Origin of the sequence: Catenuloplanes sp. NPDC051500 (assembly GCF_044454585.1) — a bacterium.
GTDB lineage: Bacteria > Actinomycetota > Actinomycetes > Mycobacteriales > Micromonosporaceae > Catenuloplanes.
On the sequence record NZ_JBITDX010000009.1, the window covers coordinates 65,276 to 86,545 of the forward strand.

Genomic DNA, 21,270 nt, shown 5'->3' on the forward strand with positions numbered 1-21,270 from the left:
ATATTGATGGTGCTGCAGGCCCTATAGTCACTGGGCATGAGCGATTCGCCGCTGTCCGACGCAATGGCCGCATATGCCGGTAATCGGACGGATGAGAACTGGGCCCTTTTCGTGGAGGTGTTCCGCAATGCGATCGTCGGCGCGGTCGGCTCCGGCCCGGTGGACGAGGAGGGCCGCTCCCGCCCCGGCTTCGGCGTGGGCCGCACCACACACGGCGACGGGCAGCCGCGCATCCTGACGTTCGCGGACCCGCCTGTCTTCGCGCGCACGTTCGGCAGGCCGTTCACCGTCGGCGTGCCCGGATCAGTGCTGCTGGAGATGGCCGCGGGCGACCCGGACTGCGCCGGCATCCTGGTCAACAGCGCCACCGAGGAGACCAGCGTGATCATCACCCGCGAGGCGGCCGAGGCGGCCTGCGACTAGGCCTGCCCGTGGGACGGGTTGGTCAGACGTGGATCACGCTCGGTAGGGTTTACCGCTATGCCCGACACGTTCCCCCGGCCGAGCCTCCGCCAGCTGATCGAGACGGGCGGGGAGCCGCTGCTTGTCGGCATCACGCCGCCCCGGCGGTCCGCGGAGCCCGCGCAGGTCGCGGAGATCGCCGGCCGCACGCTTGAGCGGCTGTCCGCGGTCGACGTCGACGGGCTGATCCTCTACGACATCGACGACGAGAGCGACCGGAACCCGGACGAGCGCCCGTTCCCGTACCTGCCGACAATGGACCCGGCGTCGTTCCACGAGCGGCACCTGGCCGGCTGGGACCGTTCCGTAGTCGTCTACAGGTGCGTCGGGAAGTACCCGGAGGCCGACCTCGCGGACTGGCTGCGCACCGTCGACACGGACAAGGTGCTCGGCGTCTTCGTCGGCGCGTCGTCAGGCGACAAGCCTGTGCACACCCACCTCGGCCAGGCGCACGCGCTGCGCCACGAGGTCCGCGCGGACCTGACGCTCGGGGCGGTGAGCATCACCGAGCGGTATACGCAGCGCGGCGACGAGCACGTACGCATGCTCGAGAAGCAGGAACGCGGCGTCGCGTTTTTCATCTCGCAGGTCGTCTACGACGTCGGCGCCACCAAGAGCATGCTCTCCGACTACTTCTACGCCTGCCGCGAGCGCGGTGTCGCACCCCGCCCGGTGATCCTGACGCTCTCCGTCTGCGGCTCCGTGAAGACGCTCGAATTCCTCAAGTGGCTCGGCGTGGACGTCCCCCGCTGGCTTGAGAACACGCTTCGCCACTCCGACGACCCGCTCGCCGAGTCGTACGAGCAGTGCGTCGCCAACGCCCGCGAGCTGATCACGTTCTGCCGCCGTCTCGGCCTGCCGTTCGGCTTCAACGTCGAGAGCGTCTCCAGCCGCCGCGTCGAGATCGAGGCCTCCGTCGCGCTCGCCGCGGAGATCCGCCGTCTCCTCGGCTGACCGGCTCCGCGGGCACGTGAACGGCGCACCATGGTTAAAGACGGACCTGGTTACGGCGTTCGCAGGGCGGCTGAGGCGTAATCCCAGAGCCAGCCGGCCGTGTCCGGGTCGATCGCGTGCGCGCCCACGTTCGCCGAGGGCGCGGTGTCCTCGAAGTACCGGCCGGTCATGCCGTCGGCCAGCGGGGCCACGGCCAGCAGCACCGGGCCGGCCGCGCCCTCCGCGAGCGTGCGCGAATACGGCTGCGGGATCAGGTTTCCGGCCGCGTCCATCGCGCCCATCGCCCGCATGGTGTCGTCGTCCACGTGCCGCTGCAGACCTGTGGTGACCCAGCCGGGGTTCGCCGCGTTCGCCACGATGCCGTCCGCGGCCCAGCGGCGCGCCGCCTCCACTGTCAGCAGCACGTCCGCGCTCTTCGACGCGCCGTAGGCGGCCCACCTGTCGTAGCGGCGCCTGGTGAACTGCGGGTCGTCGCGGTCGAGCGGGTGGTCGCGGTGCGCGCCGGAGGAGAGCACCACAAGCCGGCCGGCGCCGGAGCTGCGCAGCGCCGGGTGCAGCGCGGTCGCCAGCGCGAAGTGGCCGAGGTGGTTGACGGCCAGGTGCATCTCCCAGCCGGCCGGACTGAGCCGCCGCTCCGGAATCGCCATCACGCCCGCGTTCGCGATCAGCGCGTCAAGCGGGCCGTCCCAGGCCGCCGCGAACGCGCGCACCGAGTCGAGGTCCGCGAGGTCAAGGGGCACAGAGCCGAAACCGGCCACCGGGGTACGCGCACCGATAGTCACCTCCGCGCCCGCCTGGGCCAGCACCCGGGCGGTCTCCGCACCGAGCCCGGACCCGCCACCGGTGATCAGGATGCGCCGCCCGGTGAGGTCGAGCCCGCGGACCACGTCTTCTGCAGTCGTTCTCATGACCTCGACGGTACGTAGCGCATGTCGTACCCCCAATGGTTGAATGTCGCTTGTTCTTTAGCGAGCGTCCAACGGAGGCGACCCATGGATCCGCTCGACGACGTGCTCGGGATGCTCGGCGCGACCGGCAGGCTGTCCGCGGGGCTGATCGCGGGCGGCGAGTGGGCGGTGGCGTTCGACGCGCCGCTCGACCTGAAGTTCAACGCGGTCCGCCGTGGCGCGTGCCTGCTCATCACCGGCGGCGAGACCATCGCGCTCGCACCCGGCGACTGTTTCCTGATCACCCGGCCGGTGCCGTTCGTGCTGGCCGGCGATGCGCAGGTGACGCCGGTTCCGGCCTCGAAGATCTTCGCCACGGCTGAGGGCGGGTATGCGCGGGCCGGCACCGGCGACGACGTGGTCCTGATCGGTGGCCGGTTCGAGCTGGCCGGTCGCGCGCGGGAGCTGCTGCTCGACGCGCTGCCGCCGGTGATCCACGTGCCCGCGCACACGCCGGAGGCGGCCACGGCCGGCTGGGCGATCGGCGAGATCGACGCGGAGCTGCGGGCCGGGCGCACCGGGTCCGGCCTGGTCGCGGAACATCTGGCGCTGGTGCTGCTGATCCGCGTGCTGCGGAATCTGCCCCACCGGACCGGCTGGCTGGGCGGCCTTGCGGACCCGGTCGTCGCGCCCGCGCTGCGTGCGGTCCACGCCCGCCCCGCGCACAGGTGGACGGTCGCGGAGCTGGCCCGCACGGCCTCGGTGTCCCGGTCCACGCTCGCCGCGCGGTTCAAGGCCACGGTCGGGCGCGGGCCGCTGGAATACCTGACCGGCTGGCGGATCGAGCTGGCCGCGGACCGGCTGCGACGGGGGGACACGGTCGCGGCGATCGCCCGCGAGGTGGGCTACGGGTCGGAGAGCGCGCTGAGCGTCGCGTTCAAGCGCGTCACCGGATCTACGCCGCGGGCGTACCGATCGTTCGTTTCCAGGACATTCCAGTGACGATCGGCACCATCTATATTCCCCGACATGAATGCTAGGAAGGCTCTCGCCACAGTCGTGACCACCACCGCGATCGCTGTGCTCGCGCTCGCCGCTCCCGCCTCCGCCGCACCCGGCCGGGCCGAGCTGGCGCTGCGCTGGGCGCCCGTCCACCACCAGGACGTCGACCAGACCGGCGACCACGCGCTCGGCGGCAGGTCCGACTACATCTCCCGCGTCGACTTCGACGGGGACCTCAACGGCCGCAACAACTGGGACAACACCGGCACCGGCGACCTCACGGCCGCGGCGTACTACTCGGTGACCGAGACCAGCTCGCACTGGTTCATCACCTACCTGTTCTTCCACCCGCGCGACTGGGTGGACCACCCGTTCTTCGAGACCGAGCACGAGAACGACGGCGAGGGCGTCCTGCTTGCCGTCGAGAAGAACGGCACCGACTACGGCGTGCTCAGGTCCGCGGTGACCGTGGCGCACAGCGACTTCTACTCGTACCTGCCGTCCGGCAGCACCTGGACCGGCGGGCGCGAGTCGAACGACGGCACGCTTCAGTTCGCCGCGTCGCCGCACGACGCGTTCCAGCACCCGGTCACCGCGCAGGAGGCCAAGGGGCACGGGCTGAAGGCCTGGCCGCAGTACCAGATCGACGGCGACGGCGTTACGTACTACCCGGCGACGTCGGGCGAGGCGCCGAGCGGGCCGAACGACCGGGACGTGCGCTACCAGCTGATCGACGTGTTCGCGGGCGACGGACTGTGGGCGCAGCGGAACAACGCGACGCTCTTCGCGAGCCTTGGCACGTTCGCTGGTGACACCACTGGCGGCTGCGGCACCGGGACGTACAGCTGCGGGACGAACTCGGCGAACGCGCCGTGGGGCTGGGACGACGGCAACGACGTGCCGGGCCGCGGCGAGCTGGCGACCGACCCGGCGAAGGTGTCCGCCGAGTACTGGACGGTTCCGGGGACGCTCGCGCGCACGTACACCTACAACCCGTTCTCGTCGGCTGCGGCAGCGCTCAAGGTCGCCGCGGAGACGGCACCTGCGGTGGTCGACTGAGGTAGTCCTCGACGCGCGCGGCCGCGGTGAGCATGGCCCGGCCGCGCGCGGTCAGCCGTTCCCGCCACGCGATGACCGAGTCCTTGAGCAGCCCGGCGCCGCCCGCCGCGCGGATCTGCGCGGTCACCGTGGCGATGTGGTCGAGGCGGTAGCCGCCGCGCCGCAGCAGGTGGGCCAGCTGGGCGTCGCGGATGTCGTCCTCGGCGAAGATCCGCTGGTGGGAGCGGTCCCGCTGCGGGGTGAGGATGCCGGCGCGCTCCCAGGTGCGCAGCGTGGCCGGCGTGACGCCGAGCCGGTGCGCCAACTCCCCGATCTGCAGCGTTATCCGCTTCTGTGGCGTTATCTCGCCCAGGACGGCGATGGCGATCTCGACCTGGTCAAGCGTCTCCCGGTCGCGAAGCAACAGCGCGTGGCCCTCGTCGACGGCCCGCAGCGCCGCGTCCGTGTCGCCCCGGACGACCGCGCGCATGATCGTGCGGGCCGGGCCGTGACCGTACGCCGGGATCAGCGCCAGGAACGCGCGCAGCGCCGCCGCGTGGTCCGGCGTGTAGACCCGGTAGCCGCTCGCCGTGCGCGGCGCGGCCGGCAGCACGCCGTCACTCTCGTAGTTGCGGACCGCCTGCGCGGACAGGCCGTGCTCCCGTGCCAGGTCTGCCGGCCGTTGAGACTTAGACACCATGCACCCCAGGTCAGTGCGCTTAAAGCCTCAACAGGAGATTCAACGATACGGTAGAGGTCTATGACCTCCGAATTCTCGCCCCTGTTCGACCTCCTCGACGCCCGGCCGACGCCGCCGGAGATCCTCGCCGTGGGGGAGCCCACGCACGGCGAGCCGGCGTTCCTGACGTACCGCAACGACCTGCTTGCCGCACTCGCCGGGCGCGGCTTCCGGTCCGTCGCGCTGGAGACCGGCGCGGAGCGGGCACGCCGGGTGGACGCCTACGTCCGCGCGCTCGCCGACGACGACCTCGACACCGTGCTTGCCGAGGGCTTCAGCCACGGCTGGGGCGGCCACACCGGCAACCGCGAGCTTGTCGTCTGGCTGCGCGAACACAACGCCTCCGTCGCGCCGGAGGAGCGGATCGCGTTCCACGGGTTCGACACGCCGCTTGAGGTGTCGTCCGCGCCCAGCCCTGGGCCGTACCTCCTCGCCGCCTTTGACCTGGTCGGCGACCGGATCGCGGCGAGCCGGGACCAGATCGTGGAGTGGATCGGCGGCGACGAGCGCTGGTCGCGCTCCGCGGCGGTGATGGACCCCGTGGCGTCACCAGGCGCGGGGGCGGACGCGGTCGCGCTGCGGGCCGCCGCGGACGACCTGCTCACCGCGCTGTGGGTGGCGGACCTGCCCGGCCGGGCGATCCATGCGGAGACCGCGCTGTGGCTGCTGCGCTACCACGCGCAGGCGGCCGCACCGATCGAGCTCGGGCTGCGCGTCACCCGGCTGCTCGGCATCCGCGACGCGTGGATGGCACAAAACCTGATCAACCTCCGGGGGTACGAGCGCCGCCGCGGGCCGACCCTGCTGCACGCGCACAACGGGCACCTGCAGCGGCACGCGGCCTCCTGGAACCCGGCCGACTGGAAACAGGGCGACCTGGACCTGCGGTGGAACCCGGCCGGCCGGATCGTGGCCCCGGTGTTCGGCGACGGCTACGTGTTCGTGGCCGGGAGCCTCGGGGCCAGCGCGGCGCTCGGGCTGGCGGCCCCGGCCGAGGGGACGTTCGAGGCGGCGCTCGAGGACGGGCTCAACAGCGCCGGGACCGGGCTCGCGGCGCGGGAGGACGGCCAGCACGGCTACTCGCCGCTCTCCGCGGAGCTGGTCGCGGACGCGGACGCGATCTGGCACCTCGCGTCCGCCGGCTTCGACGGCCCGGCCGAACCCGAGATCGCCGAACGCATCCGCACAATTCCCGGCGTCACCGAGTTCGTCGCGGACGAGGCCGCGGGCGCGCCGCCCGGCAGCCACGGCGACCGGTTCTACTTCGCCGGAGTCTCGCACCGGATGCCGTTCGCCACGATCGTCGCCCACGACACGGCCGACTTCGACGAGAAGTCCCGGCTCGACCGGCCCGGCGTGTTCCGGCTCAACATCGCGCTCGGCCGCGCGGAGTTCACCAGGCGCTTCGGCTACCCGCCCGCGGAGGCGGCCGACCACTGGGGAGTCGTGGACTTCGCCCGGATCGGCGTGATCATGCCGCATCCGGCGTACGCGGTGCAGGGCTGGATGGGCGTGCTCAACCCGCCGGTCTCGCTGCTTCCCGAACTGGACGACCTGCTCGACCGCGCCCGCCGCCGCGCCTCCGGGGAGCCCGGGTGATCATGTGCCTGTTACGGTGGCCACCGTCACCCCTGTGAAAGGTGGTCCCATGACCGACGTGGAGAATTCGCTCCGGACGGTCGAACCGCCCACCGCGGCTGACCTGGACCACGCCCGCCACGCCGTCGCCGCCGAGCTGGCACCGACTCCGCTGATCCGGCTCCCGCTGGACGGCATCGTCGGTGCGGACGTGCACGCCAAGCTTGAGACCATGCAGCCCACCGGCTCGTTCAAGGTCCGGGGCGCGCTCGCCGCGGTCGCGGCGCTCGGCGGGGCCGACGCCGGCGTGATCACCGCGTCCGCCGGCAACCACGGGCTCGGTGTGGCGTACGCGGCCACCCGGCTCCGCGTGCCGTGCACGATCGTCGTGCCCGCGAACGCGTCCCCGGTCAAGATCGAGGGCCTGCGGCGGCTCGGCGTCGAGCCGGTGCTGCACGGTTCCTCCTACGACGAGGCCGAGGCCCACGCGCTGGGCCTCGCCGCCTCGTCCGGCGCGGAGTTCATCTCCGCCTACAACGACCCGTACGTGATCGCCGGTCAGGCCACCTGCCTCGGCGAGGTCCGGGAGCAGCTGCACGGCGCGTTCACAGTGGTCGTGCCGGTCGGCGGCGGCGGGCTGCTCGCCGGCACGGTGCTTGCCGCGCACGGGCCGACCCGCGCGGCCGCCTCACCCTGGTCGTCCGCGGCCGCGCGGATCCGGGTGGTAGGCGTCGAGTCCGCCGCGTCCCGGGCGGTCTCCACCGCGGCCGGCGCGGGCACGGTCACCGAGGTCGAGATCGGGCCCACGCTCGCGGACGGCCTGGCCGGCAACCTGGAACGCGGCTCGATCACGCCCGGTCTCGCGGCCGCGCACGGCGTCGAGTTCGCCGCGGTGGGCGAGGAGCACATCGCCGAGGCGGTACGACTCCTCGCCACCCGCTGCGGCCTGATCGTCGAGGGCTCCGGCGCGGTCGGGCTGGCCGCGCTGCTGGCCGGCGCGCTGACCCTTGACGGGCCGGTCGTGCTTCTGCTGACCGGGCGGAACATCGCGGTCTCCGCCCTCACCCCGATCCTCAGCGCCTGATTCTTCAGCGCCTGATTCCTCAGCGCCGGAAGACGAACCAGTCGACGTTGACGAAGTCCGCGGGCTGGCCGCTTGAGAACGTCAGGTAGACCGTGTGCGTGCCGGTGACCGCGCCGACGTTGCCCGGCACCTCGCGGAAGCTGCTCCACCCACCGGTGTCGCCGATCGCGAAGCTGCCGATCGGTGAGCTTGTCGCGCTGTCCAGCCGCACCTGCACCAGCCCGCTCACACTGCCGCCGGCGCCGGACGCGACCCGGGCCACGAAGTCGCGTGCCGAGGTGCTGCCGAAGTTCACGTTGTCGTAGCGGGCCCAGTCGCCGTTCGCGAGGTAGCCGATCTGGTCCGCGCCCGCGACGACGCCGTTCTGCGCGTTGAACGACTCCGCCTGGATCGTGCTGTACGCGTCGCGCGTCCCCCCGGCCGGTGGCGGCGTGGTCGAGCCACCGCCGCCCTTGCGGTAGACCGCCACGTAGTCGACAAGCATCGGCACGCCGGAGGCCGTGCTCGCGGTGGGCGTCGAGGAGCCGGCCACCCCGTTCGGGAACGCGCCGCCCATCGCCACGTTGAGCAGGATGAAGTAGCCGTTGTGATCCGTCATCTGCGACCAGTACGACGCGCCGACCTGGCTCTGCGAGACCTGGAAGAACTGGGTGCCGTCGACGTACCAGCGCAGCAGGTTCGGGCTGACGCTCGTGTCCCACTCGATCGCATAGGTGTGGAACGTGCCCTGGCAGGCGCTGTTCGGGCAGGCGCGGGTGGCCCCGATCCCGTTCGTCTCGTTGCACGGGCCGCCAGGGTTCACACCGCAGTGCAGCGTGCCCCAGACCTGGTTCAGCCCGTTGACGTTCTCCATGATGTCCAGCTCGCCGATGCCGGGCCAGTTCCAGTAGTTCCCCCGGTACGGCGCGCCGAGCGCCCAGAACGCGGGCCAGTAGCCGGCCGCGGCCGCCCCGGTCACGTTCGGCATCTGCACGCGGCCCTCGATGCGCAGCACACCCCCGGCCGGCGGCTTGAAGTTGGTCCGCTGTGTTTCGATCCGCGCGGACGTCCACTGGCCCGCGCTGTTGCGCACCGGCGTGATGCGCAGGTTGCCGGACCCGTCGAGCCCGATGTTCGTGCTGCTCGTGGTGTACGTCTGGATCTCGCCGGTGCCGAAGTTGGCCGGCCCGCCCGGGTACTGCGTGCCGGTCGTGAAGATCCAGTTGCTGGCCGAGGGCAGCGCGTTCGCCGCACCTGTGAAGTCGTCGCCCCACTCAAGCGTCCAGCCGGACGGCGTCGGCGGGATCGAGGCCTGCGCGTCCGCGGTGACCGCGACGGTGCCGGCCAGCACGACCGTGGCGAGGGCGGCGAGGACCTGCCGGCGGCGGGTGTGGTGCGCTGCTCGGGCAAGCGGGTCGATGGTGGGCATGAGCACCTCCGGGGGAGTGAGAGCGCTCTCGCCGTTGTAGCCCGGAAAATTACACTTGTCAATGTGTGGCGGCGGCGGGCGGTGCATGCGCCGGTGGGCCGGGCGGGGACCCGTACCCTCAAAAGATCTTGATCTTGAATCGGGCGCGACCGCTCTACACTCACCGTGGCCGATCGGCATGTGTAGGAGCACGGCGGGGCGGGTGTGCCGGAATCGAACCGGCGTCCTCCGCAATTGCAGTGCGGCGCGTCGACCTCTGCGCTACCACCCGCTCGCCAGGTGGCACGGATGAGCCGGAATCGAACCGGCGTCCTCCACGATGAGAGCGTGGTGCGTCGACCTCTGCGCTACCACCCGTACCGGTCGCCAGCCTAGTCACCACGCGCCACGGCCCGGCGGGCAGGCGGATGCCACCCGGCCGGCGGCGGGCCTCGCCCTGACGGGGTCGCGGGAATTAGGATCTAGCCGGGGGTGGGGATGGACGGGCGGCACAGCCTGCGGCCGGGTCGCACAGCGGCGCCGGTGCGGCGTCGTGCCGTGCGCGTGCCCGGCCAGGCCGCCGCCGCGGAGATCAGGCAGGTCCACGCCGCGCTGATGGCCGGTGCGGACCGCCGGGTGCACGCGCGCGGCTGCGGCAGGTGGCGTGGTCCCCGGACGACGCATCTCGGCGGGCGGCACGCCCTGATCTGGGAGCCCTGCGCGCACGACTGTCCCTGGCCCGAGCCGGAGGCGGAGGAGATGCCGCTGGCCACGCGCGGCTCTCGGCTGTCCCGGTGGCTGACGCTTGGCCTGCTGGTCCTGATCCCGATCGTGTCGACGGTGTGGGGCTATGCCCGTCCCGAGGCCGCCGCGCCCGCCTGCCCGGCCGGTCAGGTGACGATGGCGGCGGCGGGCGGCGATGTGAGCGCGAGCCTTGAGGCGGGCGGCGGCGCCGGCTCCAGGCTGCTGCGCCTCTGCACGACCGGCGGTGTGATCTCCTCCTGGACGGCCACCGTCACGCCGAGGGCGGGTGGAGAACCGACAGACTTCGAGGTGGTACGCGTCCGCGACGGTGCCGCGCTCGGCACGGCGACGCTTCCGGCGGGCCAGGAGTGGTTGCTGACTGTGGAGCTGGTGACGGAGGGCGGCGAGCGGCGTGCGGCCAGCTCGTACATCCGCGGCTGACTGGTGATTAACGCGACCCGGAGGCCCGCGGCGGCGCCGGGACCGGCAGGATCGGCGACGTGGATCTGACGGTGATCGTGGGCCCGGTCAAGGGCGGTAAGAGTCTTGAGATGATCAGCCTGCTCTCGCCCCTGGAGCATGCGGGTGTGCCGCACCGGATATTCCAGTCGGAGCGGCACGGGCGGGACACCGAGATCGTGTCCCGGGCCGGCGGCAGCCTGCGGACCGAGCGCGTCCGGGACCTGCAAAAAGCGCTGGACCGCCCGGTGCAGGTGATCGGCGTGGACGAGGTGCACATGTTCACTGTCGCGGACGTGGCGGTGCTTGGGGAGGCGCTCTCCAAGGGCGTGAGCGTGGTGGTGGCCGGGATCGACCTGGACCATCGGGGGGAGCTGTTCGCGCCGATCCGGGCGCTGCTGGAGCTGGCCCCGGAGAAGGTGATCCACCGGCGGGCGGTCTGTGACGTGTGCCGGAGCATGGACGCCGCGTACACGCAGGTGCTTGAGAACGGGGTGCCGTTCATCCGCCGTCTGGCGCCGTCGACAGCGCTCCCGGACGACGGGACTTACACGTATGAGGCCCGCTGCCGCCGCTGTTTCGTGTTTCCTGATCATGACGAGCGGTAGCTAGATCACGAATTGGAACGCGTGCGAACCTTTTCGTGGGCCTCGCCTCTCCTGTGTGACTGAGGGAGGCGAACACGCGCCGCCCTCGGTGAGGAGAGTGCGGCGGCATGAGGCTGGTGATGCGGCGCGCCCGCGCGGCGAGGAGCCTGCTGATCGCGGCCGTCGCGGCGACACTTATCGCCACGGCGCTGCTGACGGGCCTGGCCGGCTACAGCCGGGAGGTCGTCGACGCGGGCGCGCGGGGCGCGGTGTCCGCGGCGGACGGCGATCAGCGCTCGGTGCTGGTCCGGGGCTCGGCCGGCGGTACCGCGGCGGACCTGGACAAGCGGGACGGCGCGGTGCGGGACCGGCTGGCCGGCGGCCTCGGCGGGCGGCGGACCACTGTCTCCGCCGCCGGTTACGGCGCCGGACGCGAGCTGACCGGCCCGACCGGCGCGGCCCAGCCGGACAAGGACGGCACTGTCTACGCGTCAGTGGTGTTCCTTGAGGGCATCGCGCAGAAGGCCGACCTGGTCGCCGGTGTCTGGCCCGACCCGGCCGCGCCGACAGTGCAGGCCGCGCTGAACGAGGATGCCGCGGCCGTGCTCGGCGTGCGGACCGGCGACACCGTCCCGATCCTGGACCGGGTGAGCAAGCAGACGACGGCCGTGACAGTCACCGGTGTCTGGCGGCCGCGGGACGACTCGGACGCCTACTGGCGGCTCGCGCCGGACGCGGACGCCACCTACGGCCCGTTCGTGGTCGGCCGGGCGGCGTTCGTGAAGAACTTCCTGGTCAACGCGTCCGCCGCCTGGCTCGTGGAGCCGGACCTGACCGGCGCCGCGCTTGACGACCTGCACCGGGTCGCGGACGACGCCGCCACCGTCTCCGAGGGCCTGCCGGAGGCGACCGGCCTGGGCCGTTCCGGGCTGGTCACCTCGGACATCGGCGCGCTCGCCGACCGCCTGGCCGCCGCTGACCTGGTCGGCCGCTCCGCGCTTGTCACCCCGATGCTGCTTGTCGTGGTGCTCAGCGGGTACGCGCTGCTGCTGGTCGCCGGCCTGCTCACCGAGCAGCGCCGGGACGAGACCGCGCTGCTGCGGGCCCGGGGCGCCGCGCGCAACCAGCTGGCCGGGCTGGCCGCCCGGGAGGCGCTGCTTGTGGTGCTGCCGGCCGCGGTGATCGCGCCTCCGCTTGCCACCTGGGCGGTCCGCGAGACCGCGCGCCTGCCGATGCTGCGGGACGCCGCGATCGAGCTGCACCCGTCAGTGGACGCGGTCGCCTGGACCGTCGCGGCGTTGGCCGCGCTCGGCTGCGGCCTGGCGATGCTTGCGCCCGCGCTGCGCAAGGGCGGCACCTACGCGGGTGAGCTGGCCGCGCGCGCCCGGCCGACCCGGCGGACCGCGATCCAGCGGGCCGGCGTGGACCTGCTGCTTGTGGTGCTTGCCGTGCTCGGCTGGGTGCAGCTGCGTCAGTACACGTCGCCGCTGTCCGGCTCCGGTGACGGCGGGATCGGCATCGACCCGCTGCTTGCCGCCACGCCCACGCTCGGCGTGCTCGGCGGCGCCGTGGTCGCGCTGCGCCTGCTGCCGCCGGTGACCCGGCTGGCGGAGCGGGTGGTCGACCGCCGCCAGTGGATCGCGGCCACGTTCGGCGCCTGGCAGGCCGGCCGCCGCCCGCACGCCGGCCCGGTGCTGCTGCTGTCGCTCGCGGTCGCGGTGAGCACTGTCGCCTGGTGCCTGGCCAGCACGTCGACCCGCTCGGGTACGGACCGGGCGGATCACGCGACCGGCGCGGACCTGCGCCTTGTGGAGCAGGACGGCGCCGCGCCGGCCGCCCGCCTGCCGCAGATGGCGACGTTGCCGGGCGCCGCGACGGTGCTGCCTGCCTGGCGGGACAGCCTGCGGATGGGCCCGGACAACACGGCCGGCGACATGATCGCGCTTGACGCCGAGGCCGCGCCCGCGGTGCTGCGCCTGCGCCCGGACCTGGCCGGCGGTGACCCGGACGCGCTGCTCGGCGGGCTGGCCGGGGCGCGGCAGACCGCTCCGGACGTGCCATTGCCGTCCGGTGCGAAGCGGCTGACCGGCCGGTTCACAGGCGACGGGGTTCCGGCGCCGATCCGTACCACCGTGGTGCTCGGGGGTACCCACGGCGCGACCCAGCGCCTGCTGCTCGGCGAGGTCTGGCCGGGCCGGGAGGCCGTCTTCGACGTGGAGCTGCCGGCCGGCGCGGACCGGCTTGCGGGTTTCGTTGTCGACTCGGTCGCGGGTGAGGGCAACACGGTGACCTGGTCGCTCACCGCGCTTGCGGTCGACGGCGTGCCGCTGGATCTGGCCGCGGCCGTGCCGCGGTGGCAGGGCGCGGACCGGGCGGGCCGCAAGAGCGACGCGTCCGTGCAGGGCGCCGGGCTGAGCACCAGGTACGCCAAGGGCGGCCCGGTCTACGGCGTCGAGTCGTTCCAGTTCACTGTCGTCCCGAAGGTCGCGGCCCCGTTTGTCGTGCCGGTCGTGGCCACGCCGCAGGCGCTCGCCGCGCTGAAGCTTGACGTGGGCGACACCACCCAGATGACGCTCGGCGGCGCCTCGGTCAACGTGGTCTTCACCGGCACGGTGGAGGCGCTGCCCGGCGCCGCGCTGCCCGCCGCGCTGCTTGTCGACCTGCCGACGCTTCACTCGGCGGTGTTCTCCGCCTGGGGCCTGACCAGGAGCCCGCAGGAGTGGTGGGTGGCGGCGCAGCCGGGTGGGCGCGCCGAGGCGGCGGAGGCGGCCCGGAAGCTGGGCGGCCTGACCGTGCTCGACCGGGTCGCGCTGGGCAGCGGGGCGCAGTCCGACCCGTACGGCGTGGGCGCCCGCGCCGCACTGTTCGCGGCAGCGATCGGCGCGGTGCTGCTGGCCGCGGTGGGCATCGCGGTCGACGTGCGCGCGACCGGACGCCGGCGGCTGACCGAGATGGCGGTGCTTCACACGCTCGGCGTCGGCGCCCGCCAGCTGGCCCGCTCCCTGCTGATCGAGCAGGCGTTCCTGGGCGGTCTCGGCGTGCTCGCCGGTCTGGGCGTCGGCATCGCGGTGGCCGCGACCATGGCGCCGCTTGTGGTGCTGACCCCGTCCGCGGAGAGACCCGTGCCGGAACCGTTGTTGGAGGTCGACTGGCCGGCGGTGGGCCTGACCGGCGCGCTGCTGTTCGGGCTGGCGCTCGCGCTGTCCGGGCTGTCCGGCGTGGGCCTGCGTAAGCACCTGGCCGTGGCGCAGCTCCGGATCGGCGAAGACAGGTGAGGGGCCGGTCGATGAGTCTTCTGCGCAGGGTACGGGCCATCGCGGGCTATCTCGCCTTGCTCGCCGCCCTTGGCCTGGTGGCGTCGCTGCTGGTCAGCGGCGTGCCCCGGCTCGCCAACGGCTTCACCGACGACGGCCTGCGCAGCGATGTGGCGGCGATGCGCGGCACCTCGCGGGACCTGACGTTGGAGTCGGAGCCGCGGCTGGACAAGCGGCCCGTGGTCGCGGCCCAGGGCGGCAACCTCGCCGGCTATCAGGCCAAGCTCCCCGCACCGCTTCCCGGGGCGATCGACCGGAGCTGGTACTCCGCGCAGGTCGGCCAGGGCTCCGGCGACGCGAGCCGCCGGGTGCGTGCGGTGGGCCCGTTCACCGCCGACTGCCTGCCGTCGCTTGCGCTGCGCTACCAGCCGGGGCTCGCCGAGGGGGTACGCCTGGTCGACGGGCGGGCACCGGCCACGAAGAGCGGCGGGCCGGCCGAGGCGGTCATCTCCGAGGAGGCCGCGGGCCGGCTCGGGGTGGCGGTCGGCGCCGACTTCACGCTCACCGGCGACGGCGACGCACCGGTCCGGATCGTCGGCGTCTACCAGCCGCTTGACCGCACCGGCCCGGAGTGGGACGAGGTGGTGCTGGCGCCGGAGAACTGCCCGCCGCCCGCCACCGGCCAGACCTGGCGTGCCACGCTGCTCACCGACGCGGAGGGTGCCGAGTTCGCCGCCGTGGGGACCGGCACGATCACCTTCCACTGGCGCTACCGTCTCGCCGAGCAGCGGCTGCGAGCGGACGAGCTGGACGCGCTCGTCGCCGCGATCACCGAGGCCGACCGTACGCCGCCGGCCGAGGGTTTGTGGCTGACCACCGGCCTGGACCAGGAGATGACCGGCTTCCAGGAGCGGCAGCGCGCGGTCGCGGCACTGCTCGCGGTCGTGCTGTCCGGCCTGGTCGCCACGCTGCTCGGCCTGATTGTGCTGGCCGCGCGGCTGGCCGTGGACCGGCGCCGGGACGAGCTGACGCTGCTGCGCGCCCGCGGCGGCACCAGCGTCGTCATCGGCCTGCGCACGCTCGCCGAGACCGCGCTTGTCGTGCCGCTCGCGGTGCTGGCCGGCTGGGGAGGCGGCATGCTGCTGCCCGGCCGGGCCCAGGAGGGCGAGTGGCGGTTCGTGCTCGCCGTCGGGCTGATCGCGGTGCTGTCCGTGCCGGTGCTGGCCATGACGTCGCGCGCCGCGTTCCTCGGTGGCCGCCACGACCTGACCCGGCAGCGGATCTCGCCGCGGCGGCTCGCGCTGGAGGGGTTCCTGCTGCTGCTCGCGGTGCTCGGCGTGTTCGTGCTGCGCCGCCGCGGGCTCAGCCAGGCGTCCGGCGTCGACCCGTTCCTGGCGTCGGTGCCGGTGCTGCTTGCGGTCGCGGCCGCGCTTGTCGCGGTGCGCGCGGTGCCGTGGCCGCTGCGCAGGCTCGGCCGGTTCACCGCGCGTGCCCGCAGCGTGGTGCCGTTCCTCGGCCTGGCCCGCGCCGGGCGGGCCGCGCCGGTAAGTCTCGGCCCGCTCGCGGTGCTCGTCGTCGCGATCGCCACCGGCGTGTTCACGAGCGTCGTCACCAGCACCGTCGGGGACGCGCGGGACCGGGCCGCGGACAGCGCGATCGCTGGTGACGCGCAGATGATCGGCTACACGTACGCGTCCACCACCACCGAGGCGCTCCGCGGCGTCGACGGCGTGGAGGCGGTCGCGCCGTTGCTCGTCGACTCCGGCGTGCGCCTGCAGGACCGGCTCGGCACCGGCAGCCACGGGATCATGCAGGCCCAGCAGATCGTGCTGGACGGGCCGGCCATGGCCGAGGTGCTGCGGATCAGCGGCCGCGGCGGCAGGCTGCCGGGCGTGCTCAGCGACGCCGTCCGGGTGGACGCGGGCGACGCCCCGGTGCCGGTGGTGGTCTCACCGGAGGTGGCCACGAAGGTCGGCGGCAGCGGCGCCACCGAGGTGCAGGGCCGCCGGTACGCGTTCCGCGTGGCCGCGGTCGCGGAGTCGCTGCCCGGCCTGCCGGTCGGGACGCGGAACTTCATCGCGATCCCGGCCCAGGCGCTGCCGCTTCCGGTCAACGCGGAGATCTCGCCGAACCGGTTCCTGATCGCCGGCGACGGCTTCGTGGTCGCGGAGCTGGCCGCTGCGGGTGACCGGGGGCAGCTCGACTGGTACGAGAACGTGTTCGGCCGCGAGGTTCCGGACAGCCGCCTGATGGCCCGGTCCGCGGTCACCACCTGGGCCGGCTACCGGGCCGCGATGGAGGCCGGCGGCGTCAACGGCGTGCTCAGCTTCACGTTCGCGGCCGGGGCCATCGGCGCGACGCTGCTGGCACTGCTCGCGGTCGGGTTCACCGTGCTTGCGGACGCGGCCGGCCGGGGTCGCACGCTGTCCCGGCTGCGGACCATGGGCCTGTCCACCGGGCAGAGCCGCGGTCTGCTGATCTACGAGCTGCTGCCGCTTGTCGCGGTGGCGGTGCTTGCCGGAGGCGCGGTCGGGGTCGCGCTCCCGTGGATTCTCGGTCCCGCGCTCGGGCTCGGCGGCTTCACGGCCGGCGCTCCGATCCGTACCCATCTGGATGTGATGTTGGTGTTGGGTGTTCCGTTGCTCATGGTGGTCGCGCTGGTGACGGCGCTGCTTGTGGAGAGCGGGCTGAATCGCCGGATGCGCCTCGGCGAGGTGCTCCGCCTCGGAGAGGAGAACTGATGGCGGCCCCAGATCTGGCCACCCTGCAGCAACGGGCGGCCGAGCGTGCCGCCGCGCGGGCGGGTGGCACCGACCGGCTGCGTGGACACATCGTCTGCGACGGCCTGGTACGGATCTTCAAGACCGAGGGCGTGGAGGTCTTCGCACTGCAAGGGCTGGATCTCGTGGTCGACCGCGGCGAGCTGATCGCGATCGTCGGCGCGTCCGGTTCCGGCAAGTCGACGATGCTCAACGTGCTGTCCGGACTTGACGTGCCGACCGCGGGAATCGCCCGGGTGGCCGGCTTCGACCTGCTCACCATGTCGCCGCGTCGGCGCCTGACCTACCGGCGGCACACTGTCGGCTTCATCTGGCAGCAGACCGCGCGGAACCTGCTGCCCTATCTGACCGCGCGGGAGAACGTGGAGCTGCCGCAGCAGCTGGCCCGGAAGCGTCGCGGCGCCGGCAGGCGGGCGCTTGAGCTGCTCGACATGCTCGGCGTCGGCGAGCTGGCGAACCGGCGGCCCGGCGAGATGTCCGGCGGCCAGCAGCAGCGCGTCTCGGTCGCGGTCGCTGTCGCGAACAACCCGGAGGTGCTGTTCGCGGACGAGCCGACAGGCGAGCTGGACGAGTCCACGGCCGCGGACGTGTTCGGCGCGCTCCGCACGATCAACGCGGAGCTGGGCGTCACCGTCGTCATCGTCACCCACGACCACTCGGTGTCCTCGCAGGTCCGCCGCACGGTCCAGATCCGGGACGGCCGGACGTCCGCGGAGGTGCGCCGATCCGCGCGCCTCGGCCTGGACGGCGTCGAGGAGCTGATCTCCGAGGAGTACGCCGTGATCGACCGCAGCGGCCGGCTGCAACTGCCCGCCGCGTTCGTCGACGAGCTGGCGCTGCGGGACCGCGTCAAGCTCCATCTCGAACCCGACCACGTCGCCGTCTTCCCCGGGCAGGAATCATGATCATCTCAGTGTCCGGCGTCAGCCGGAACTACGGCGACGTCGCCGCGGTCCAGAACGTGTCGTTCACCGCGAACCGCGGCGAGCTGGTCGCCGTGCGCGGCAGGTCCGGCGCGGGCAAGACCACGCTTCTCAACATGGTCGGCGGCCTCGACCGGCCGAGCGCGGGCACTATCGAGATCGACGGCCACGACGTCACCGCGGCGAACGAGAAGAATCTGCTCGAACTGCGCCGCACCACGATCGGCTTCGTGTTCCAGTCGTTCGGCCTGATCCCGATCCTGTCCGCGGCCGAGAACGTGAGCGTCCCGCTGCGCCTCAACAAGCAATCCGCGGCGGTACGCGAGGAGCGCATCTCCCTGCTGCTCGAGCTGGTCGGGCTCGGCGGTCACGCGAACCAGCGCCCGTACGAGCTCTCCGGCGGCCAGCAGCAGCGCGTCGCGGTGGCCAGGGCGCTTGCCAACGACCCGCCGCTGCTCATCGCGGACGAGCCGACCGGCCAGCTCGACTCCGAGACCGGCCGGTCCATCATGGACCTGCTGCGCGCGCTTGTGGCCTCGCGCGGCATGTGCGTGCTCGTCGCCACGCACGACCCGACGCTCATCGACCTGGCCGACCGGGTCCTCACGCTGCGGGACGGCCGCCTGGTGTCATCGGACGCGGGCGCCGTACACGTGCTCGACGGCGATGGTGAGCAGCACGCGACGGTCTGAGACCATCGCGCGCTTGTAGTCGTCCCAGTCCGGGTGCTCACCTGCCGCGCGCCGGTAGTAGTCGATCAGCGCGGCCACCTCCGGCCCGTCCGGATCGGTCCCCGGGCCGGTGAGCGTGGCCGTGCCCTCGGCGGTCACCCAGGACCAGCCGTCCTTGCTCGTCGCCTCGAGCGTCGCGCGCGGGTCGCGGCGCAGATTCGCGGTCTTGGCACGGCCCTCGGTGATCGACACCAGCAGCACGCCGCGGTCCCGGTCGTAGAAGTGGGTGACCGGGGAGAGTTGGGGACGGCCGTCCTTCTTGATCGTGGCGAGGATGCCGATCCTTGAGGAGGCCAGCAGCTCGTGCAGCTCTTCGGAGGTCATAACCGTCCCCAACTCCCGTGCGGTCAGTCACATTCCGGTTTCTCAGTGCTTCCCCGGGGACGGCAGGATGCTCTCCTCGTGGTCCAGCTCGCGTTCCAGGATGCGCAGGTCAGCATCGGAGAGCAGGCCCGCGTCGCGCCGGGCCAGCAGCTCCTCCCGCTGCGCCGTGATCATCTCGCGGCGGGACTGCTGCGCGGCCCGGTACTCCTCGTTGACCGGAAGCGCCTCGTCCTCGGTCGCGTTCAGCACCACCAGGCGGTTCCGGTACCGCTCCAGCCGCGCCTCGGCCAGCCGCCGTGCGCCCGGCAGCGACGCGTGGATCGCCGGGTCCTCCGACTCCTCAAGCTCGTCCAGCCGGGCCACCGCGGCCTCCATCGCTGCCGCGCGGGCCTCGTTGCGGCTCCGGGCCTGACTCACGTCCGTGCCCGGCAGCTTCAGCGCGCGAAGCAGCGGCGCGAACGTCAGACCCTGGCCGATCAACGTCACCATCACCACGATGTACGCGCAGAAGAGCAGCAGATCGCGGTTCGGCACCTCGGGCGGAAGCGTGAACACGGCCGCCAAGGTGATCACGCCACGGGTGCCGGCCCAGGTCAGCGCGGTCAGCTCGCGGAACGACAGCGGCGGATTGTCCCCCTTCGGGTCGCCGCCGAGGCGCGCGTGCATGCGGCTCGGCAGGTGCGCCATCACGTACATCCAGATCGGCCGGACCAGCAGCACCGCCGCGAGCGTGACCGCGGACGCGGAGACGATCGTGCGCAAATCGTACTCGCTGAGCGCGCGCAGCGTGTGCGGCAACTGCTGCCCGATCAGCACGAACACGTAGCCCTCGAGCAGGTACTCGACGAAATGCCAGACCGGGCGCGACTGCAGCCGCGACCGGCTGGTCTGCATCGACGGCGCGCGGTGGCCCATCCACAGCCCGCAGACCACCACGGCCAGCACGCCTGACACGTGGATCTCCTCCGCCACCAGGAACACCGCGAACGGCGTACCGAGCGACATCGCGGTGTCGATAAGCGGATCCGTCACCCGGCGGCGCACCTGCGCCAGCACCCACGCGGACGCCAGCCCGACCGCGAGACCACCGACCGCCATCAGCGCGAACTCGCCGACCGCATGGCCGAGCGAGAAGTGCGCGCCGGTCGCGGCCAGCACCGCCACCTTCAGAATCGTCAGCGCGGTCGCGTCGTTGAGCAGGCCCTCGCCCTCGACAATCGTGATCAGCCGCGGCGGCAGACCGGCACGGCGGCCGATCGAGAGCGCCGCCACCGGATCCGGTGGCGCGACCGCGGCGCCGACCGCGATGCCGACGCTCAGGGCCACGCCCGCGACCAGCAGGTCCAGGCCGTAGCCGACAAGCAGCGCGGTGGCCAGCACCAGACCCACGGACAGGCCCAGCACGGTACGCAGATTCCGTTTCAGCGCGGTCAGGCTGGACTCCAGCGCGGCCGCGTAGAGCAGCGGGGGGATCACCAGGTAAAGCACGACCTCCGAGTCGAGCTCGAGATTCGGGCCCGGCAGGTAGCCGTACCCGATCCCGGCCACGACAAGCAGGACGGAGGCGGGCAGGCGCAGGCGATGGGCGAGCGCGTTCGCCACCATCACCAACACGAGCCCACCGAGCACCAGCGCCATTGTCTCGACCATCCGAACAGGTATTCCCCTCTGCGCGATCCTCCCCGGGAGAACCCTTTCATGCGCCCGCCCGCGCCCGCCGCCCGTATCCCCCAATTGACAGCAGTCGCTGCCCCGCGGGTAATACGATGCGTGCGGCACCCGCCTCACGAACCGGCTGGAGGTTCGGTCAGATGACCGAGATCGCAGAGTTGCTGGCCTCGCCCGTTCACCGCCTGGCGGGCCGCCCGAAGGACGGTCCCGCACCAGCCCCGCCCGGCGAACTGCGCACCGAGATCCACATCCGGGCCGGGATCGGCATCGTCGGCGACCGCTTCTTCGGCCACCCCGCCCACCACGACGCCAGCGTCACCATGATCGCCCGCGAGCACCTGCCGCCCGGCGCCGGCCTCGCCGAGGTGCGGCGCAACGTGCTGCTCACCGGCGTCCCGGTCGACGACCTGATCGGCACCGTCCTCACGCTCGACTCCGGCGCCGGCCCGATCCGCCTGCGCGTCAACAGCGCCGCCCACCCCTGCGCCTGGATGGACGTCACGATCGCCCCCGGCGCCTGGCGCGCCCTCCGCGGCCACGGCGGCATCCGCTGCACGCCCCTCGACGACGGCATCCTCCGCGTCGGCCCGGTAAAGGTCGACATCAGACGATAGAAGCAGATATTCCCGCTTCCGCGGTGGCCGGGTGCCGCATGCTCCCGCGGGC

18 protein-coding genes and 2 tRNA genes are annotated in these 21,270 nt (G+C 72.8%); 13 read left to right on the forward strand and 7 right to left on the reverse strand.

The genetic code is table 11. The annotated features are described in order from the left end of the window. Positions 1-36: 36 nt before the first annotated feature. Both ACIA8K_RS19615 and ACIA8K_RS19620 read left to right on the forward strand, forming a co-directional pair. Positions 37-423 carry an SseB family protein gene (locus tag ACIA8K_RS19615; protein WP_396060922.1) on the forward strand — a complete coding sequence of 129 codons (387 nt, stop codon included), beginning with the start codon at positions 37-39 and terminating at the stop codon, positions 421-423. A 57-nt stretch (positions 424-480) separates the two neighbouring features. Beyond that, positions 481-1,416, forward strand: coding sequence for a 5,10-methylenetetrahydrofolate reductase (locus tag ACIA8K_RS19620; protein ID WP_396060924.1), 936 nt, complete (start codon positions 481-483; stop codon positions 1,414-1,416). Between the two features lie 50 nt (positions 1,417-1,466). Here ACIA8K_RS19620 and ACIA8K_RS19625 read toward each other — a convergent pair whose 3' ends face one another. Beyond that, positions 1,467-2,324, reverse strand: coding sequence for an SDR family NAD(P)-dependent oxidoreductase (locus tag ACIA8K_RS19625; protein ID WP_396060926.1), 858 nt, complete (start codon positions 2,322-2,324; stop codon positions 1,467-1,469). Positions 2,325-2,408: 84 nt separating this feature from the next. On the opposite strand from ACIA8K_RS19625, the gene ACIA8K_RS19630 reads away from it, so the two are divergent. Both ACIA8K_RS19630 and ACIA8K_RS19635 read left to right on the forward strand, forming a co-directional pair. Then, positions 2,409-3,305, forward strand: a complete 897-nt coding sequence (locus ACIA8K_RS19630) for an AraC family transcriptional regulator (protein WP_396060928.1) — start codon at positions 2,409-2,411, stop codon at positions 3,303-3,305. A 27-nt stretch (positions 3,306-3,332) separates the two neighbouring features. Next, positions 3,333-4,364: a hypothetical protein gene (locus ACIA8K_RS19635; protein ID WP_396060930.1), complete on the forward strand. Its 1,032-nt coding sequence runs from the start codon at positions 3,333-3,335 to the stop codon at positions 4,362-4,364. On the opposite strand, the gene ACIA8K_RS19640 is transcribed toward ACIA8K_RS19635, so the two are convergent. Beyond that, positions 4,324-5,043 carry a MerR family transcriptional regulator gene (locus tag ACIA8K_RS19640; protein ID WP_396060932.1) on the reverse strand — a complete coding sequence of 240 codons (720 nt, stop codon included), beginning with the start codon at positions 5,041-5,043 and terminating at the stop codon, positions 4,324-4,326. The genes ACIA8K_RS19635 and ACIA8K_RS19640 overlap by 41 nt on opposite strands. Positions 5,044-5,103: 60 nt before the next feature. Here ACIA8K_RS19640 and ACIA8K_RS19645 point away from each other — a divergent pair, with 60 nt between their 5' ends. Then, complete coding sequence (locus ACIA8K_RS19645) at positions 5,104-6,681, forward strand: DUF6194 family protein (RefSeq protein ID WP_396060935.1); 1,578 nt, start codon at positions 5,104-5,106, stop codon at positions 6,679-6,681. A gap of 49 nt (positions 6,682-6,730) precedes the next feature. After that, a complete protein-coding gene (locus ACIA8K_RS19650; RefSeq protein WP_396060937.1) occupies positions 6,731-7,744 on the forward strand; it encodes a threonine/serine dehydratase in 1,014 nt (337 codons plus the stop codon). Between the two features lie 19 nt (positions 7,745-7,763). Here the strand turns inward: ACIA8K_RS19650 and ACIA8K_RS19655 are convergent, their stop codons facing one another. The 3 genes from ACIA8K_RS19655 to ACIA8K_RS19665 all read right to left on the reverse strand — a co-directional run bounded on the left by ACIA8K_RS19655 (position 7,764) and on the right by ACIA8K_RS19665 (position 9,510). Continuing rightward, complete coding sequence (locus ACIA8K_RS19655) at positions 7,764-9,152, reverse strand: glycoside hydrolase family 16 protein (protein WP_396060940.1); 1,389 nt, start codon at positions 9,150-9,152, stop codon at positions 7,764-7,766. A gap of 197 nt (positions 9,153-9,349) precedes the next feature. Next, positions 9,350-9,424: transfer RNA gene (locus tag ACIA8K_RS19660), tRNA-Cys, on the reverse strand. Positions 9,425-9,432: 8 nt separating this feature from the next. Beyond that, positions 9,433-9,510 (reverse strand) — tRNA-Glu (locus tag ACIA8K_RS19665). Between the two features lie 164 nt (positions 9,511-9,674). Between ACIA8K_RS19665 and ACIA8K_RS19670 the strand changes: the two genes are divergently transcribed. The 6 genes from ACIA8K_RS19670 to ACIA8K_RS19695 all read left to right on the forward strand — a co-directional run bounded on the left by ACIA8K_RS19670 (position 9,675) and on the right by ACIA8K_RS19695 (position 18,570). Next, positions 9,675-10,316 carry a hypothetical protein gene (locus ACIA8K_RS19670; protein ID WP_396060943.1) on the forward strand — a complete coding sequence of 214 codons (642 nt, stop codon included), beginning with the start codon at positions 9,675-9,677 and terminating at the stop codon, positions 10,314-10,316. A gap of 59 nt (positions 10,317-10,375) precedes the next feature. Continuing rightward, positions 10,376-10,942, forward strand: a complete 567-nt coding sequence (locus ACIA8K_RS19675) for a thymidine kinase (protein ID WP_396060946.1) — start codon at positions 10,376-10,378, stop codon at positions 10,940-10,942. A 107-nt stretch (positions 10,943-11,049) separates the two neighbouring features. Next, on the forward strand, positions 11,050-14,196 hold the full coding sequence (locus ACIA8K_RS19680; protein WP_396060948.1) for an ABC transporter permease: 3,147 nt from the start codon (positions 11,050-11,052) through the stop codon (positions 14,194-14,196). 11 nt (positions 14,197-14,207) lie between these two features. Next, positions 14,208-16,916, forward strand: a complete 2,709-nt coding sequence (locus ACIA8K_RS19685; RefSeq protein ID WP_396060951.1) for an FtsX-like permease family protein — start codon at positions 14,208-14,210, stop codon at positions 16,914-16,916. Beyond that, positions 16,916-17,860, forward strand: coding sequence for an ABC transporter ATP-binding protein (locus ACIA8K_RS19690; protein ID WP_396060954.1), 945 nt, complete (start codon positions 16,916-16,918; stop codon positions 17,858-17,860). The genes ACIA8K_RS19685 and ACIA8K_RS19690 overlap by 1 nt, the downstream gene beginning before the upstream one ends. Next, positions 17,857-18,570 carry an ABC transporter ATP-binding protein gene (locus ACIA8K_RS19695; RefSeq protein WP_396060957.1) on the forward strand — a complete coding sequence of 238 codons (714 nt, stop codon included), beginning with the start codon at positions 17,857-17,859 and terminating at the stop codon, positions 18,568-18,570. The genes ACIA8K_RS19690 and ACIA8K_RS19695 overlap by 4 nt, the downstream gene beginning before the upstream one ends. Here ACIA8K_RS19695 and ACIA8K_RS19700 read toward each other — a convergent pair. Then, on the reverse strand, positions 18,508-18,933 hold the full coding sequence (locus ACIA8K_RS19700; RefSeq protein ID WP_396060958.1) for a PPOX class F420-dependent oxidoreductase: 426 nt from the start codon (positions 18,931-18,933) through the stop codon (positions 18,508-18,510). The two genes, ACIA8K_RS19695 and ACIA8K_RS19700, sit on opposite strands and share 63 nt — an antisense overlap. A gap of 42 nt (positions 18,934-18,975) precedes the next feature. Next, complete coding sequence (locus ACIA8K_RS19705; RefSeq protein ID WP_396060960.1) at positions 18,976-20,583, reverse strand: Na+/H+ antiporter; 1,608 nt, start codon at positions 20,581-20,583, stop codon at positions 18,976-18,978. A 161-nt stretch (positions 20,584-20,744) separates the two neighbouring features. On the opposite strand from ACIA8K_RS19705, the gene ACIA8K_RS19710 reads away from it, so the two are divergent. Next, complete coding sequence (locus ACIA8K_RS19710) at positions 20,745-21,218, forward strand: molybdenum cofactor biosysynthesis protein (RefSeq protein ID WP_396060963.1); 474 nt, start codon at positions 20,745-20,747, stop codon at positions 21,216-21,218. Positions 21,219-21,270 lie beyond the last annotated feature (52 nt).